Genomic DNA, 16427 nt, shown 5'->3' with positions numbered 1-16427 from the left:
TTCGATAGGGGGATCCGGCTCCGAGCCGTCTCCCTCGTACCGAATGTGAACCACCTCGCCGATCTCGGCGTAGGTTCCCCTCTCGTGAGCAGCACGAACGGGGCGATCAAGAGCCTGGTCCCCGCCAGGATGGACAGACTGCCGTGGACCCGGTTCCACTGGAGTGTCGTCGTCGGACTCGGGGTCTCCTGGATCCTGGACGGTCTGGAGATCCAGATCGTCTCCAACGCGGGATTCCAAGCCGACCTGGACCTGTCGACGCAGCAGGTGACGTCCCTCGGGACGATCTACCTGGTCGGGCAGGTCGTCGGAGCGCTGGTCTTCGGGCGGATGTCCGACCGGCTCGGGCGGCGGAAGCTCTTCATCCTGACGCTCGCGATCTACCTGATCGGCTCCGGTGTCGCAGGGCTCGCGCAGGACTTCTGGTTCCTGGCCGCTTTCCGGTTCGTCGCCGGCCTCGGCATCGGCGGCGAGTACGCCGCGATCAACTCGGCGATCGACGAACTGATCCCGGCGAAGTACCGCGGCCACGTGGACATCGCGATCAACGGCACGTACTGGGGCGGCGCCGCACTCGGTGCCTTCGCGAACATCTACCTGCTCGACACCGCGAACTTCTCCGAGAGCATCGGCTGGCGCATCGGGTTCTTCCTCGGCCCGGTGCTCGGCATCGCGATCATCTTCCTGCGGCGGCACATCCCCGAGAGTCCGCGGTGGTTGATGACCCATGGCCGCCAGGAAGAGGCCGAGGCGACCGTCACCCAGATCGAGGAGTCGGTCGAGAAGTCGACGGGCAAGCGGCTGCCGGACGTCGACGAGTCGAAGGCGATGACGGTGACGCCCACGGACCGCGTCGGCTTCCTGACGATCGCGCGTGTGCTGCTCAAGCAGTACCCGACACGCACGTTGGTCGGGGCGTCGATGATGATCACGCAGGCGTTCCTGTACAACGCGATCTTCTTCACCTACGCGCTCGTACTGACGAACTTCTTCGGCCTGAAGACCGCACAGACGTCGATCTACTTCTTCCCGTTCGCGATCGGGAACCTGCTCGGGCCGATCATCCTCGGTCGGTTCTTCGACACGTGGGGCCGTCGGCAGATGATCTTCCTGACGTACCTGGTGTCCGGGCTGGTGCTCGCCACCTCGGCGTTCCTGTTCCGGGCCGACGCGATCTCGGCGACGGTGCAGGTGGCGTTCTGGTGCGTGTCGTTCTTCTTCGCATCGGCCGGGGCGTCCAGTGCGTACCTGACGGTGAGCGAGATCTTCCCGCTCGAGCTGCGGTCGCAGGCCATCTCGTACTTCTTCGCACTGGCGCAGGTCTTCGGCGCGGTCGCGCCGCTCATCTACGGTGCGTTCATCGGGGACGGGTCGTCGCGTGAACCGCTCTTCTGGGGCTACTTGCTCGGGTCCGCGGTGATGATCGGCGGCGGGGTGATAGCCCTGATCTTCGGCGTCGATGCCGCTCGGAAGGGGTTGGAGGACGTCACGCAGCCCCTCTCCGTGCTGACGGGAGACGCCGCGAAGGACCGTCGCTAGTCCGACACCCGGCCATGCAACATTCTGTATTCAGAGTGTTTAGCGCCGCCGTCGACAGCCTGCAAATGTGCCCGCATGGCACTCCTCCACAGCGCGACACCGACGACGACGATCCACGATGGCGGCAGCGCCCCCGCCCGGGGCGTCCGCCGTGCGTGACGCTGGCCTCATGGACAAGTCACCGTCGCGCGCCGGGCTGGGCGACCTCGATCCGCGTGGGCTGCGGCGCAGTCTGCTGCGCGACGCGGTGTTCCTCCGTCTGCTCGACAACGTCCTGCGCGGCGAGTACCGACGTGGGCAGCGGCTCCGGCTCGACACCATCGCCGAGGACATGCAGGTCTCCCGCACGCCGGTGCGCGAAGCCCTCGTCACCCTCGAGTCGCACCAGCTCGTCTCGGTACAGCGCTACGTCGGCGTGGTGATCACGCACTGGTCGGTCGACCAGATGACCGAGCGACTGCGCATCGCGCGCGCGATGGTCGTCGAGCCCCCGGCGAGCGGTGCGGGGATCGACGTCCGGTTCGAGCCGGTGTGGCTGCGCGACTGCTGGACCGAGGCAGGGGCGTTCGTCGAGCTCGCCGGCTGGTTCCTCCGACGGAGCGGGGCTTCGGTGAGTGCCGACTGGCTGCTGTCGCAGCGGACCGTGCTCGACATGTTCTTCACGGACGACGTCGCCCTGGCCAACGGGATCGACGCGGTGGTCGACCGGTCGCGCCGCCTCGACCTGGTCGACCGCGCGGCGCGCGCTGCCGAGCGTGACGCGCTCGACGAGTGTGCGGCGAACCTGCTCGAGCTCGCCGCGGCGCTGATCGCCCTGCCGGACCGGTTCCGGGTGGCCGTGGCATCCTGAGTCGTCGCGCCTGCGGATCCACACAGGTCCGCATCGCGCGGCACGGATCCGGGGCCGACCGCGGTCCTCACCACCGACTCCTTCGTCGTTCGCACTGAATCGCCAGGCATCTCCGTGCAGCCTTGACCGGTTGCCGTCCCCGGCGTGTCCACCGACGACAGGAGAGCCCGTGAACGACGTCCGCGACCGATCCCACCGACTGAACCGAGCCGCCGGGATCGCACGACACGGACGTCTCCGTCGCTCCGCACCCCTCCGGACCGTCGCCGCGGTGGTTTCCGGTGTCGCCGCGGTGGCGCTCGTCAGCACCGCCTCGGTCGCCGCGATCGCCGCCAAGCAGGTGACCGACGACCTCGGCGACGGCGTGCAGATCGAGGGACAGCCCGCGCCACGGTCGAACGGCACCAAGGCCCCGTCGCTCAGCGCGTACAAGGGTGGCTTCAACATGCTCGTCGTCGGGACGGACAACGACCCGGAGCAGTCCGCGGAGTTCGGGGAACGTGACGCCACCCTCAACGACGTCAACATCCTGCTGCACGTCTCCGCCGACCACACCAACGCCACCGCCGTCAGCATCCCGCGCGACCTCGTCACCCCGATCCCGGCGTGCAAGAAGACCGACGGTTCCGGAACCGCGTCGGCGATGGCGGCCCAGCCGATCAACACGTCGTTCAGCGACGGCGGACTCAACTGCGTGACCCAGACCGTGCAGGGACTGACCGGACTGGACATCCAGTACTCGGCAGCGGTCTCCTTCAACGGCGTCATCGAGATGTCGAACGCGATCGGTGGCGTGCCGGTGTGCGTGGCGCAGCCGATCAAGGACTCCTACACGGGGCTCGACCTGCCGGCGGGCACCTCGACGCTGCAGGGTGACGAGGCGCTCGCGTTCCTGCGCACCCGGCACGGCGTCGGCGACGGATCGGACCTGGGCCGGATCTCGAGCCAGCAGGTGTTCCTGTCCTCGCTGCTGCGCACCGTGAAGTCGAACGACACCCTGACCTCGCCGACCACCCTGTACAAGCTCGCTCGCGCGGCAGCCTCGAACATGCAGCTGTCCGAGAGCCTGAACGACGTCGGGACGATGGTGCAGATGGGCCGGGCGCTGCAGGACCTGCCGCTGTCGCAGGTGAACTTCGTGCAGTACCCGGGCACGACCGGCGGCACCGGGGTCTACGAGGGCAAGGTCCAGCCGACGACGTACCTGGCCGACCAGCTGTTCGCGAAGATCAAGGCGGACCAGTCGTTCTCGCTCGGCGAGGGCAGCACGGGCATCGGGTCCGAGGCGAACACGGCGGCGCCGTCCGCTGCTGCCTCGTCGCCCGCGGCTGCTGCACCCTCTGCTGATGCAGCACCGTCGTCGCCTGCTGCCGCCGCTCCGTCCGCGCCGGCGCCGTCCTCGGTGGCCCCGTCGGCGACGCCGGAGACCATCGACGGCTTGGAAGGCCAGTCCGCCGATCAGGAGACCTGCTCCAAGGCCTTCGGTTACTGACCCGGCGCGTCCGGGCCCTGAGCTCGCGAAAGCGACAGTCTGCCGCCGAACATCCGCGGCACACTGTCGCGCTGACGACACAGACCGCGGGCTGTGCCAGGACACTGTCGCTTTCGCGTACTGGTCGGTCGTCATGCCCGAACGCAGAAACGGGGGCGCGGTGGTGGACCGCGCCCCCGGAAGTCGCTCCCCGAGCGGGCGCCAGGCAACCGGGCGCGCCGGGCCCGGCTCGGAGAGCGACGTCGGTGCTGTGTCGCGACTACGGGGACGAGCCCCGGAATGTGATCGCCGCGCCTCGATGATGCTATGCACCGGGGTACGCAGCGACAACCCCGTGGTGTCCCCACTTCGGGGGACCCGCGTTCTGCGACCGTGCCACGCGCGGAGGCGCAGCCGGGATGTGCTCGGGTCGAGAGTGGCCCGGTCCTCCTGTATGGTGGTGGGAGTGCTCGCGAGGGCGCTTGGAGACGTCGCATAGTCCGGCCGAGTGCACCACCCTGCTAAGGTGGAGTCCCCTTTAGGGGACCGAGGGTTCAAATCCCTCCGTCTCCGCACTCCACGAAACCCCGGTCCGATCGGACCGGGGTTTCGTCGTCCCTGCGCCCGACTCGATCAACCGCTCTTCCCGATGTTCACTTTTGGCGAGTGTTCAATTAAAGTGAACACGCCCGACTATTGAACGGTGGTGTCCATGGGCGAGGTCCTCGCAAGCATCCGAGAACGCCTCAGCGACTACGGGTTGGGGCTGACCGCGCGTGGCGGTCCAGACCGTGTCGACCTGGGCGTGTGGGACGCCGAGCTGACTCGACTCGACGGACAGTGGCGGAAACCGGTGACCGCCGCGTTCCTGCCTGCGATGACCCTGGGGGCCTACGACCGGGTGCTCTGGCCCTCGGACCGCCCTCGAGATCGGTTGGTCCTCGGTCACCGCATGACTCCGCGGAGTGCGGCGCAGTTCCGTGCTCTCGGGGTCAACTACGTCGACAGCGCAGGGAATGCCTTCGTCCAGGACCCGACGCTGCTGATCGACGTCCGGGGGAAGGTGCCGGTCGCGTCGGGCCGGGGAGACCCCGAGGCGGTGGGCCTCGTCAACCTGTTCAGCACGAAGCGGGCGCAGGTGCTGTTCGCGCTCCTGAGCTGGCCCGCGCTGACGGAGATGTCGACGCGCACGGTAGCGAGGTGCGCAGGAGTGTCCGTCGGGCTCGTCAGCGAGGTGTTCGAGCAGCTCAACGCGACCGATCGGGCTCCCTCTGACCTCGTTCCCGGTGGGCGCTCACGAGACGCCCTGATCGACCAGTGGACGGCGGCGTTCCCCACAGGGTTGGGCGCCGAGCGGCGAACGCGACGATTCGAGAGTGGAGACCTCGACGTCCGGCCGGTCCCCGGCGTCGAGATGATGGTGAGCGGTGAGGCGGCGACCTCGTGGGTGCGTCACCAGACGGTCTCCCTGTGGGTCCGCCCCTGGCAGCCCGCGATCGCGTTCGCCAACAGGTGGCGAACCGGAGGGGGATCGAACGTCGCGGTCCGTGACATGTTCTGGCTTGCGCCCGTGCCGAGACCCGGCGGGATCCGAGCGGCGCCGCCGCTGCTCGTCTACGCCGAGCTCATGGCTGCGGGCGATGGTCGCGCGCGTGAAGCCGCGGGGCGCCTGCGCCACGAGACGGACCTCGTCGATGCATGAGGCCGATCGGCTGGTGATGGTCGATCACGTCGTCAGTGACCTCGTCGATCGCCGTGGCGTCGATCCGGACCGGTTGATGATCGTCGGTTCGGAAGCACGAGACCATCTGCACCACACCGTCTTCAGTCGGAAGGATCCACTCCGGGGGACGCAAGACGTCGACGTCGCCATCGCCACGGACGACTGGGCGACGTACGAGACAATCGTCGACGAGTACCCGGTGACCGGGGCCAACGGCGTGCGGTTCGTCGTCGCTGACGTCGAGGTGGACTTCATGCCGTTCGGCGGTGTCGAAGATCCGGACGGGGTCGTCGAACCGGCGGCCCGCCGTGAGCAGATGAGCGTGTACGGCATCGCGGACGTGTTCCGTTCGGCGCCGCCGGTGGTGCTTCCGAGTGGTGTGGAGGTGCGCTTCCCGACTGCCGAGGGCTACACGCTGTTGAAGCTACGCGCCTGGGTGGATCGGGCGCACTACAACGACAAGGACTCCGAAGACCTCGCGATCGCTGTCGATTGGTACTGCGGCGACGCGGCGATCCGCAACTCGCTCTGGGACGAGGTCGACGATGCGGTGTTCGAGGCGCACTCCCACGACACTGACCTCATCGCGACCTGGTTGCTCGGTACGCGCGCCGCAGCCGTCGTCGGTCCGGAGCGGGCGGGAGAGCTCGCCGCATTGCTCGAGCGGACACCGATCAGGCCGCTTCGCTTCACGTTCTCGCCACTCTCGTCGATGCGGAACGACGAGCGGGTGCGTCGGATCGAGGCACTCACGGCCGGGTTCACCCGCGGCACCGACCGCTGACCCGACGGGTGACCGTCAGGCCGTCGCGACGCTCCCTGTCGAGGTCAGCTCGCCGCCCCCGCGCGTGCGACCACGCCGCACGGCACCCATGGCCACGAGCGTCAGGGCCACGGCGGCCAAGGTGATCCCGGCACCCGCCCAGATCGGCGACGTGTAGCCGAGCCCCGCGGCGATGGTGAGCCCACCGATCCAGGCGCCGAGCGCGTTGCCGAGGTTGAACGCGGCGATGTTCGCGCCGCTCGCCAGGGTCGGCGCGTGGTCCGCGTACTGCATCACGCGCGTCTGCAGGGCCGGCACGGTCGCGAACCCGAAGGCGCCCATCGACACGAGCGCGATGACGGTCAGCACGGGCGAGGTCGCGACGAGGGCGAACAGCCCGAGCACCACGGTGAGGGCGACCAGGACGACGAGCAGGGTCCGGTCGATCGAGCGTGCGGCGAGCTTGCCGCCGACGAAGTTCCCGACGAACAGTCCGACGCCGAACACGACGAGCAGCCACGGCACCGCCGACGACGGGAACCCGGACACCGAGGTCAGCGTGTACGCGATGTAGGTGAACGCCCCGAACATCCCGCCGTATCCGAGCACGGTCATGCCGAGCGACAGCCACACCTGGCCGGAGCGGAAGGCGCCCAGCTCGCGGGCGAGCGACGGGGTGTCCGTCGCGCGAACGGCGGGGTCGGCGGGGACGAGCACGAGCACACCGATCATGGCGACGACACCGATCACGACGATCGCCCAGAAGGTCGAGCGCCAGCCGAGCGCCTGGCCGAGGAACGTGCCGAACGGTACCCCGAGCACGTTCGACGCCGTCAGCCCCGTGAACATCAGGGCGACCGCCGAGGCGCGCTTCGAGCGCTCGACCATGTTCGCGGCGACGACGGAGCCGATGCCGAAGAACGCTCCGTGGCAGAGGGCCGCGATGACGCGTCCGGACATCATGACCTCGTAGGTCGGTGCGATCGCGGACAGCGTGTTGCCGACGATGAACAGCACGAGCAGTCCGAGCAGGACGGGCTTGCGGGGGAGCCTGGTGGTGGCTGCGGTCACGCCGAGGGCGCCGACGATGACGGCGAGCGCGTAACCGGTGACGAGCCAGCCGGCAGTGGTCTCGGTGACGCCGTAGTCGGCGGCGACCTCGGGCAGCAGGCCGGTGATGACGAACTCGGTCAGTCCGATGCCGAATCCGCCGAGTGCGAGGGCGATGAGTCCCGCGGGCATGGGGGTTCCTTCCGTTGTGCGGTGCAGCTGTGCCGCGTACGCTGGTTGTTGCAGGCGCGGGGTATCGATAGTTGCACACGCGGACTATCGGCGCAAGCAACTGCATGCGCTCGCAACGACCGTGGCGACCGACCGTGCAATCGACCAGAAGGAGCCCGATGTCCGTCGACGACACCTCCACCGCCGTCCGCGCCCACGGTTGGCGCACCCTGGCGGCGCTGCACGGCCTGATCGAGACGCGGCTCGAGCGCGCGCTGCGGGACGTCGACCTGTCCGTCGTCGAGTTCACCGTCCTCGACGCACTGCGCCGGCAGGACGGCTTCCACATGCGCATGCAGCAGCTCGCCCGCGCCGCTGCACTCAGTCCGAGTGCGACCACCCGTCTGGTCAACCGTCTCGAGGAGCGTGCTCTGCTGACGCGCGTCCTCTGCGCCGACGATCGCCGGGGCATGTACACGGAGCTCACCCATGCGGGTCAGGTGCTGCTCGAGCGAGCGACCCCGATCCACGCCGCGGCGCTCGAGGGGGCGCTCGCCGAGGCGCGCGACGTCCCGGAGCTCGAGGAACTCGCCGTGTCGGTCGACCGGCTGGAAGGCGCGACCGCCTGACTCGCCGACCCGCCGACCGGGAGGCCCGGATCGCCGCCGCCTCGCGCGCTGCGTTCGGCGGGTGGTCGCGTCTCAGGCCCGCGGCGGCCCCGTCGTCGACCGCACCACGAGCGTCGGCGGCACGAGCGTCCGGATCGGCTGCGCCGGACCCGAAGCCGAACCCGGCTCCGACGAACCCGAACCGATGCGCTCGACCAACCGCACCGCCGCGAGCCGCCCGACCTCGTAATTGTGCGGGTCGACCGTGGTCAGGCGCAGCAGGGGTGACGCGGCGAGCGGTGTCTCGTCGTTGCCGATCACCGAGACGTCCTCGGGCACGCGGAGCCCGGCTTCCCGCACGGCGGCGATCGCGCCCATCGCCATGACGTCGTTCGCGGCGAACACGGCGGTCAGGTCCGGGTGTTCCTGCAGGGCGCGGCGGGTGCCCTCGTACCCGGTCGCCTCGGACGTCGGGCCGTCGCCGTAGACCAGGGGCGTGATGCCGGACGCGACCAGCTGCGCGACGGTGGCCTCGCGGCGGACGGCAGCCGGGCCTCCCGAGCCGGTGATGTGGACGATGCGGCGGTGACCGAGTCCGATCAGGTGATCCGCTGCCAACCGGCCGCCGGCGGCCTCGTCCGAGGCGACGACGTCGAGGCCGACGGGCACGTCGGCGCGTGCGCCGGCGACGACGACGGGGGTGTCGGCGGGCACGACCAGGTCGGGGGAGCCCTCGGCGGCGAGCACGACGCCGTCGACCCGCAGGGAGACGAGGTCGTCGAACGGCGAGGAGTCGAGGTGGGCGTTCGCGCGGGTGTCCGCGAGGGTGAGGCGCAGGCCGTGTGGAGCGAGTGCTTCGCGGATGCCGTCGAGCAGGGGGACGAACCACGGGTTGCGGAAGTCGTCGACGACGACGCCGATCGTGCGGGTCCGGGTGCCGGCGAGGATCGCGGCGGCGCGGTTCCGGCGGTAGCCGAGCTCGGCTACCGCCGCGAGCACGGCCGAGCGGCGTGCATCGGAGACCCCCGGGTCGTCGCGGAGGACCATCGACACGAGCGACTTCGAGACGCCGGCGCGTGCGGCGACGTCGATGATCGTCGGTGGTCGTGACACGCGACTCCTTGACAGGACATGGGGTGGGACGGCTACAGTCTACCGACACGTTCTGGAACGTTCCAGAACGTGAACCCAGCGACCTTCTCGAAGGAGAGAACATGAGCGACAGCATCGGCGTCGCCGTCATCGGAGCCGGCATGGCGGGCAAGGCCCACATGGCTGCGTGGCGGAACGCGCCGTCCCTCTTCGCATCGACGCTGCCGCCCGTGCGGCTCGTGTCGGTCGGCGACGTCTACGAGCCCCTCGCGGCCGAGGCCGCCCAACGGTTCGGCTACGCGCGGCACGACACGGCCTGGCGGGCCGTCGCCGAGGCCGACGACATCGACGTCGTGAGCGTCGTCGTCGCGAACACGCTGCACCGCGAGATCGTCGAGGGGCTCCTCGCCGCGGGCAAGCACGTGTTGTGCGAGAAGCCGCTGTCGGACTCGCTCGAGGACGCGCGGGCGATGGCCACCGCGGCCTCCGAGGCATCGCAGCGCGGGCTCGTCGCCCGCGTCGGCTTCACCTACCGCCGTGCCCCCGGTCTCGCCGCGATCAAGCAGCTCGTCGAGGACGGCACGCTCGGCCGCGTCCTGCACGTCTCCGCCCGCTACTGGACCGACTACGGCTCGTCGCCGGACGTGCCGTTCTCGTGGCGCTTCGCCGGCGCGCCCGGCACCGGAGCCCTCGCCGACGTCGGCTCACACCTGGCGTACGTGGCCGAGTTCCTGGCAGGCGAGGTGCAGAGCGTCAACGGCGGCATGTTCACGACCGCCGTCACGAAGCGCCCGATCGCCGCCGGCTTCGCCCTGCGCGGCCAGGCGGTCCCACTGACGGGCGAGTTCGCCGAGGTCGAGAACGACGACTACGCCACGTTCAACGCGCGCTTCGGCGACGGCACGGTCGTCGGCTCGCTCGAGGTGTCCCGCGTAGCGGGCGGGCACCCGAACGGTCTCGTCATCGAGGTCTTCTGCGAGAACGGTGCCGCCCGCTGGGACCAGGAGCGCGCCGCGGAGATCGGCCTCGCGCTGCAGTCCGACGGCTCCCGGCTCGGCGGGTACCGTCAGGTCGTGCTCGGCCCGGACCACCCCTACGTCGCCGGCGGGATGGCGATGGACGCTCCCGGTGTCGGGTGGGGCCAGAACCAGATGTTCGAGTACCAGGCACGCGCGTTCCTCGACGAGGTCGCCGGCGTCGCCGACCCGCTGCCGGTGAACGCCACGTTCGACGACGGCGTCCACAACATGGAGATCCTCGACGCGGTGGCGCGGTCCGCCGCAGCCGGCGGCGCATCGCTGGACGTCCGCCCGACCGAGACCGTCCGCACCACTGAAGGAGCGCACGCATGAAGCTCAGGCTGTACAACGCGATCTTCCACGACCGGCCCCTCGCAGATGCCCTGACGGCCATCGCGGGCAACGGGCTGACCGGCATCGAGCTGAACACCGGCGGGTTCCTGCCGCCGGTGCACGTGCCGGACATCGACGCGATCCTTGCGTCGGACGAGGCCCGTGACGCCTTCCTCGCGCAGTTCGACGGCACCGGGGTGTCCATCGCCGGCCTGAACTGCAACGGCAACCCGCTGCACCCGGACCCCGCGATCGGTCCTGCGCACGCGGAGGACGTCCGCCGCAGCATCCGCCTCGCGGCACGCCTCGGCCAGGACCGCGTCGTCACCATGTCGGGCCTGCCCGCGGGGGAGCCCGGTGGCACCCGACCGAACTGGATCGTGAACGCCTGGAACTCCGCCGCGCTCGACGTCATCGAGTACCAGTGGAGCGTCGCGGTGCCGTTCTGGCAGGAGATCGACGCCCTGGCCCGCGAGCACGGGGTCGGGGTCGCACTCGAGCTGCACCCGCAGAACGTCGTGTTCAACCCGGCGACGATCCGCGAACTCGTCGAACGTGGTGGGCTGACGAACGTCGGCGTAGAACTCGACGCGTCCCACCTGTTCTGGCAGCAGATGGACCCGGTGGCGGTCGTCCGCGACCTCGGTCCGCTCGTGTTCCACGCCGCCGCGAAGGACGTCCGGATCAACCCGCACGCGGCGATCAACGGCGTGCTCGACAACTCGTTCCGTCGGCTGTCACCGGACGAGCAGCGCACGAACCTCGGTGGCGACGAATGGGCCAACGAGTGGCCGAAGCCGTCGGCGTGGGACTTCGTCGCGCTCGGCAAGGGGCACGACGAGGCGTACTGGTCGGCGTTCCTCGAGGCCCTGCGCGAGGTCGACCCGGACATGTGGGTGAACATCGAGCACGAGGACACCGAGCTCGGCCGCGAAGAAGGGGTCGCGGTCGCCGCGAAGGTCCTGCTCGCAGCCGACACGGCGCTCACGACGCGCGCGTGAGTCGCGTCTGAGACGCACCACGTGATCCAGTGCGCATCGGTGACACGCCCACCGGGCGCTGTCACCGGACCGATGTAGCATGCACGACACCTGTCCCGAGACGAGGAGCCCTGCGTGCCGGAGCCGACCGACCCCGCCTTCCCCCTCGAGCGCATCCGCGATGTCGGGGACGCCATCGTGGCGTCCGTCTCGACGGTCATCGACGGCAAGGACGAGGCGATCCGCACCGCCCTCACCGTGATGCTCGCCGAGGGGCACCTGCTCGTCGAGGACGTCCCCGGCGTCGGGAAGACGGTGCTGGCAAAGGCCCTCGGCGCCACGGTCGGCGGCACCGTGAACCGCATCCAGTTCACCTCGGACATGCTGCCGTCGGACGTGACCGGGGTGAACATCTTCGACCAGTCCTCGGGCACGTTCCGGTTCTCACCCGGACCGGTCTTCGCGAACGTCGTCATCGGTGACGAGATCAACCGCACCAGCCCGAAGACCCAGTCCGCCCTGCTCGAGGCGATGGCCGAGTCGCAGGTCACCGTCGACGGTGTGACCCGGCTGCTCGACCGGCCGTTCATGATCGTGGCGACGCAGAACCCGATCGACATGGAGGGCACGTACCCGCTGCCCGAGGCCCAGCGTGACCGCTTCATGGCGCGCATCACGATGGGCTACCCGAGTGTCGACGCCGAACGGCAGATGCTCGCGAACCGCGGCGGTGGCGACCCGCTCTCGCACCTGCGCCCGATCGTCGACGTCGCCACCCTGCGCGGTGTGATCGAGGCCGTCGCGACCGTGCACATCGCCCCCGACGTCGAGGCGTACATCATCGCGATCGTCCGCTCCACCCGGACCCACCCCGACCTGGTGCTCGGTGCCAGCCCGCGTGCGACGCTGCACCTGGCCCAGGCCGCCCGCGCCCACGCCGCACTGCTCGGCCGGCCGTTCGTGACCCCGGACGACGTCGCCGCCCTCGCGCCGATCGTGCTCGCACACCGGCTCGTCCCGGTCGCACGGGGTCTCGGCGGCACGGGTGAGGACACCGTCCGCGAGATCGTCGTCCGGATCGTCTCCGACACCGCCGTGCCGTTCACGGCGACGCCCGTCCGCTCCTGATGCCCGGCAGTTCGGCACCGTCGGCGCTGCTGCGGCGCACCGGTGCCGCGCGCTCGACACTCGGGCGCTTCGGGCGCCGCGGTCTGACGCTGCTGCGCCGCACCCCGTTCCCGCGGCCGACGGTGCGCGGCTGGACCGTCATCGCGATCGGCATCGGGCTGATCGGCGGTGGGCTCGTCGGCACCACGAGCGTCGCCGTCTCGGCCGGTCTGCTGCTGCTCGTGCTCGTCGTGCTCGGCATCGTGATGGCGTTCGTCGTCGCCGCGCCGCTCCGGGGCAGCCGCAGCACGACGCGGGCCATCGTGCAGGTCGGCGAGGTGTACCGCGAGCGCATCACCCTCGGCAGCACCAGCCTGCCGATCGGCCCGCGGTCCACCCTGCTCGTGCGCGAACAGCTCGAGGACGCCTTCGCCAGTGTGTCCGAGGCGGAGACCTACGCACTGGTCGGCCCGGGCGTCCCGGCCGCCGTGCTCGACGTCGAGGCGCTCGCGATGCACCGGGGTCGCACGCTCGTCGGGCCGGTCACCATCCGGGTCGAGGACCCCTTCGGCCTGCTCCGCATCGACCGCCCGGTGGTGGCGGCCGAAGAGGTCGTGGTCGTCCCCGCGAGCGCACCGCTCGGCGCGATCGACACCGGTGCCCTCGCCGGGGCGGTCTCCGCCGACGAAGGCCGGGTCGGGCAGGGTGGGTCCGCCGACGACAGCGAACTCCGGCCGTACCGTCCCGGTGACCCGATCCGCCGCGTGCACTGGGCACAGAGCGCTCGCCGCGGGGAACTGCACGTCCGGCAGACCACCCAGGCGCAACCGCCGGAAGCCGTGATCGCGCTCGACGTCCGACGCGAGTCGTACCAGAGCCTCGGGCGCGAGGACCTGGCTGAGCTCTCCGACCTCGGCGGCGACCAGGCGTTCGAGCACGCGGTCGTCGTGGCCGCCAGTGTCGCCCGCGCCCTCGCCGCCCGGACGTCGCGCGTCGTGCTCGTCAGCGACGGGCCGTCCGGCAGCACCCGCCACACCGGGGACGCTGGCGGCCTCACCGACGTGCTCGTCGGGCTCGCCGACGTCCGGCTCCGCAGTGATGCCCGGCCGGTCACCGACGTGCTGCCCGAGATCCGCGGGCGCGACGTGCACGGCATGACCGCGGTCGTCACGGGCAACTGCACCGCCGAGCAGGCAGCCGAACTCGTCACGGCGACGAGCGGCTCGAGCCGCGGGATCATGGCGACGATCGTGCCGCCGGACCCCGTGGTGCGGGGGATCCTCGACCGCGGCGGTTGGCGCACCCTCGTGGTGCCCGTCGTCGGGGCGACCGCCTCCGGAGCCGCACGGTGAGCGGCACCGCTGCGCCGTCGCGGCGGACCGTCGACGTGCACGAGGTCCTGGACCGCGACGACGACACCCGTGACTCCCCGAGCACCTGGGTGGTCGCCCTCGCCCCGGTGCCGGTGCTCATCGCCGCGCTCGCGATCCGTCCGCTCGTGCAGGGCACCGCCTGGTGGGTGTCCGGCGTGGTGGTCGTCGCGGTGCTCGTGGCCGTCATGCTCGCGGTCCGCCGCCGGGCTCCGGGAGTCCGGTTCGTCGCGCTCGTGGCGGCGCTCGTACTGTGCTCGTGTGCCGCCGCCCTGGTCAACGACGTGCAACCGCTCGGATGGCTCGACGCCGACGGTGCCCTGGGTGAGACGCTCGCCGCCATCCGGCTGAACCCCGCCCCGTTGCCGCAGACCGACGCGATCCGCCTGGTCGTGACGGTGTCGATCGCCTGGGTGGCGGGGGTCTCGCTGTTCCTCGCCGCGATCGCCCGGATCCCCTCGCTCGCCGCGGCCCCTGCGCTCGTCATCCTCATCGTGCCGGGGATCATCACCGGGCAGCCCGCCGGCACCGCGCTCGTGATCACCACGGCGATCTCGTTCCTCGCCCTGCTCTGGCTGTCGGTCCGACCGGTGCAACGAGCGCTGCCGGCCGCGGTCGTCGGGGCCATCGGACTCGTCGTGGCGATCGGGCTGCCCGCGATCGTGCCGCTCAACGCCAGTTGGCTGTCCGGGGTCACCGGAGCGATCCGGGCTCCGATCCAACCGGGTCGACCCGGCACCCTGCTCGAACTCGGCAACGACCTGCGCCAGCCGAGCGAGCTCGAGGTGCTCCGCTACCGGTCGTCCGACGGGCAGCCCGAGTACCTGAAACTCGCCGACCTCGACGAGTTCGGCACCGGGGACTGGGTGCCGACGGTGACGAACGCCGCCGAGGCCGAGACCGCCGACCAACAGCAGTGGGCCGAGGGCGTGAACCCCCGCCTGGCGACCCGCGGCGACGTGACCGTGCGGATCACCGGGCTGTCCAGCACCTACCTGCCGGTGCCGTCCGGCGCGGTGTCGATCGAGTCGCGGTCCACCAACCTCGACCTGTCGCAGTGGCGCTGGATGGGGAACTCGAGCACCGTTCGGTCGACCGGCCCGGCGACGCCCCGCGGGGCCACGTACGAGGTCTACGGAGCCTCGACGTTCGCGAACGAGTACCTGGACGCCGTCGCCCAGTCGGGGGCGCTCGCCCGTGCCGACGGCCGGGGGTTCCGTGCGCCGAGCGACGACCAGCTGCAGACCGACCTCGCGCTGCCCGACAAGCTCCCGGCCAACATCACGTCGACGGCCGATCGCGTGGCAGGCGCTGCGTCCGACGACTACGGCCGGGCCCGCGCCCTCGAACAGTGGTTCCGGAGCGACCTGTTCACGTACTCCGAGACGGCACCGGTCGAGCAGGGCTACGACGGCGACAGCATGGACGTCGTCTCGACCTTCCTGCGGGTGCGCGAGGGGTACTGCGTGCACTTCTCGTCGGCGATGGCCGTGATGGCCCGGACGCTCGGGATCCCGTCGCGCATCGCGGTCGGCTACCGGGCGGGGGCGGCGCAGCCCGACGGTGAGTACGCGGTGTCGAACCGGCAGCTGCACTCGTGGCCCGAGCTGTACATCCAGGGGGCCGGCTGGGTCGCGTTCGAGCCCACGCCGGACTCCGACGCGGCGGCGCAGCCCTCGACCGAACCCACCGCGACCCCGACCGCGGCGACGCCCGAGTCGCCGCTGCCCGCGCCCGAGCAGTCCGCCCCCGCCGAATCGTCGGCGACGCCGACCCCATCGGCGTCGGCGCAGCCCGGTGCGGCCGGCGCGTCGGGCGGCAGTGGTCCGGCCGGCCTGCTCTTCGGAGCGGCACTCGTCCTCGCATTGCTCATCGCCCCCGGACTCGTCCGAGCGCTCCGACGGCGGTCGCGGTTGTCCGCCGTCGCCGCGGGTCGCTCACCGGCGGTGACCGCCTGGCGCGAGGTCCTGGACGACGTCGCCGACCACGGGTACGCGCCGGGGCTCGCTCCTCCGGGCGATGCCGCGGCCGCCGCACGGACCGCACGAGCCGTGCTCGGACGGCTGCGGCCGGTGCTGCCGGGCTCGGTCGTGCCGCACCTCGACGCCGTGGTCGATGCGGTCGATCGTGAGCGGTTCGCCGCCGGCGGGGTCGCACCGGTCGACGGCGATGTGCTCGTGCGGCACGTGCAGCAGGCGCGGGAGTCCCTCGACGCCTCGGTCTCCGGTGCGCGGGTGGTGCGGTCGCGCGTGCTGCCGCCGAGCCTGCTGCCGTCGTCCGCGTGGTCCCACGAGGGCCGCCGGCGTTCGCGTCGCCGCCCCGCCTGACGGGTGCGGCCGGCTGGTCGCACG

The 16427-nt window shown here is 71.0% G+C and carries 13 protein-coding genes and 1 tRNA gene; 12 read left to right on the top strand and 2 right to left on the bottom strand.

Going from position 1 to position 16427, the window contains the following annotated elements:
* The first annotated feature begins 84 nt into the window (after positions 1–84).
* The 6 genes from ITJ59_RS08200 to ITJ59_RS08175 all read left to right on the top strand — a co-directional run bounded on the left by ITJ59_RS08200 (position 85) and on the right by ITJ59_RS08175 (position 6367).
* On the top strand, positions 85–1539 hold the full coding sequence (locus tag ITJ59_RS08200; RefSeq protein WP_323749451.1) for an MFS transporter: 1455 nt from the start codon (positions 85–87) through the stop codon (positions 1537–1539).
* 169 nt (positions 1540–1708) lie between these two features.
* Positions 1709–2389 (top strand): GntR family transcriptional regulator, encoded by a 681-nt coding sequence (locus tag ITJ59_RS08195; RefSeq protein WP_194650616.1) that lies wholly within the window; start codon positions 1709–1711, stop codon positions 2387–2389.
* A 271-nt stretch (positions 2390–2660) separates the two neighbouring features.
* Positions 2661–3881, top strand: a complete 1221-nt coding sequence (locus ITJ59_RS08190; protein WP_323749450.1) for an LCP family protein — start codon at positions 2661–2663, stop codon at positions 3879–3881.
* Between the two features lie 463 nt (positions 3882–4344).
* Positions 4345–4433, top strand: a tRNA-Ser gene (locus tag ITJ59_RS08185).
* Positions 4434–4572: 139 nt separating this feature from the next.
* Positions 4573–5562 (top strand): type IV toxin-antitoxin system AbiEi family antitoxin, encoded by a 990-nt coding sequence (locus ITJ59_RS08180; RefSeq protein WP_194650614.1) that lies wholly within the window; start codon positions 4573–4575, stop codon positions 5560–5562.
* 16 nt (positions 5563–5578) lie between these two features.
* Positions 5579–6367: a hypothetical protein gene (locus ITJ59_RS08175; RefSeq protein WP_228511254.1), complete on the top strand. Its 789-nt coding sequence runs from the start codon at positions 5579–5581 to the stop codon at positions 6365–6367.
* A gap of 15 nt (positions 6368–6382) precedes the next feature.
* On the opposite strand, the gene ITJ59_RS08170 is transcribed toward ITJ59_RS08175, so the two are convergent.
* Positions 6383–7588 (bottom strand): MFS transporter, encoded by a 1206-nt coding sequence (locus ITJ59_RS08170; protein ID WP_194650612.1) that lies wholly within the window; start codon positions 7586–7588, stop codon positions 6383–6385.
* Positions 7589–7746: 158 nt separating this feature from the next.
* Here ITJ59_RS08170 and ITJ59_RS08165 point away from each other — a divergent pair, with 158 nt between their 5' ends.
* On the top strand, positions 7747–8196 hold the full coding sequence (locus tag ITJ59_RS08165; protein ID WP_194650611.1) for a MarR family winged helix-turn-helix transcriptional regulator: 450 nt from the start codon (positions 7747–7749) through the stop codon (positions 8194–8196).
* Between the two features lie 72 nt (positions 8197–8268).
* Here ITJ59_RS08165 and ITJ59_RS08160 read toward each other — a convergent pair whose 3' ends face one another.
* Positions 8269–9288: a LacI family DNA-binding transcriptional regulator gene (locus ITJ59_RS08160; RefSeq protein ID WP_194650610.1), complete on the bottom strand. Its 1020-nt coding sequence runs from the start codon at positions 9286–9288 to the stop codon at positions 8269–8271.
* Between the two features lie 101 nt (positions 9289–9389).
* On the opposite strand from ITJ59_RS08160, the gene ITJ59_RS08155 reads away from it, so the two are divergent.
* From ITJ59_RS08155 to ITJ59_RS08135, 5 genes are all read left to right on the top strand, one after another.
* Positions 9390–10619: a Gfo/Idh/MocA family protein gene (locus tag ITJ59_RS08155; RefSeq protein WP_194650609.1), complete on the top strand. Its 1230-nt coding sequence runs from the start codon at positions 9390–9392 to the stop codon at positions 10617–10619.
* Entirely contained in the window at positions 10616–11620 is a 1005-nt protein-coding gene (locus tag ITJ59_RS08150; protein WP_194650608.1) for a sugar phosphate isomerase/epimerase family protein, read from the top strand. The genes ITJ59_RS08155 and ITJ59_RS08150 overlap by 4 nt, the downstream gene beginning before the upstream one ends.
* A 114-nt stretch (positions 11621–11734) precedes the next feature.
* Complete coding sequence (locus tag ITJ59_RS08145; RefSeq protein ID WP_323749449.1) at positions 11735–12727, top strand: MoxR family ATPase; 993 nt, start codon at positions 11735–11737, stop codon at positions 12725–12727.
* A complete protein-coding gene (locus ITJ59_RS08140; protein WP_194650607.1) occupies positions 12727–14058 on the top strand; it encodes a DUF58 domain-containing protein in 1332 nt (443 codons plus the stop codon). The genes ITJ59_RS08145 and ITJ59_RS08140 overlap by 1 nt, the downstream gene beginning before the upstream one ends.
* The gene (locus ITJ59_RS08135; protein ID WP_194650606.1) at positions 14055–16403 is read left to right on the top strand and encodes a transglutaminaseTgpA domain-containing protein; all 2349 of its coding nucleotides are present in this window, start codon (positions 14055–14057) and stop codon (positions 16401–16403) included. The genes ITJ59_RS08140 and ITJ59_RS08135 overlap by 4 nt, the downstream gene beginning before the upstream one ends.
* The last annotated feature ends 24 nt before the right edge of the window (positions 16404–16427 follow it).

This window comes from Curtobacterium sp. VKM Ac-1393 (assembly GCF_015350995.1).
Taxonomy (GTDB): domain Bacteria; phylum Actinomycetota; class Actinomycetes; order Actinomycetales; family Microbacteriaceae; genus Curtobacterium.
This window is presented reverse-complemented; position numbering and strand designations above follow the sequence as displayed.

What these genes read in the sequence shown, in the direction of transcription:
- ITJ59_RS08180 (WP_194650614.1), top strand. Translation starts at nt 4,573, where the DNA reads ATGGGCGAGGTCCTCGCAAGCATCCGAGAACGCCTCAGCGACTACGGG.
- ITJ59_RS08175 (WP_228511254.1), top strand. Translation starts at nt 5,579, where the DNA reads ATGGTCGATCACGTCGTCAGTGACCTCGTCGATCGCCGTGGCGTCGAT.
- ITJ59_RS08155 (WP_194650609.1), top strand. Translation starts at nt 9,390, where the DNA reads ATGAGCGACAGCATCGGCGTCGCCGTCATCGGAGCCGGCATGGCGGGC.
- ITJ59_RS08150 (WP_194650608.1), top strand. Translation starts at nt 10,616, where the DNA reads ATGAAGCTCAGGCTGTACAACGCGATCTTCCACGACCGGCCCCTCGCA.
- ITJ59_RS08165 (WP_194650611.1), top strand. Translation starts at nt 7,747, where the DNA reads ATGTCCGTCGACGACACCTCCACCGCCGTCCGCGCCCACGGTTGGCGC.
- ITJ59_RS08170 (WP_194650612.1), bottom strand. Translation starts at nt 7,588, where the DNA reads ATGCCCGCGGGACTCATCGCCCTCGCACTCGGCGGATTCGGCATCGGA.
- ITJ59_RS08195 (WP_194650616.1), top strand. Translation starts at nt 1,709, where the DNA reads ATGGACAAGTCACCGTCGCGCGCCGGGCTGGGCGACCTCGATCCGCGT.
- ITJ59_RS08140 (WP_194650607.1), top strand. Translation starts at nt 12,727, where the DNA reads ATGCCCGGCAGTTCGGCACCGTCGGCGCTGCTGCGGCGCACCGGTGCC.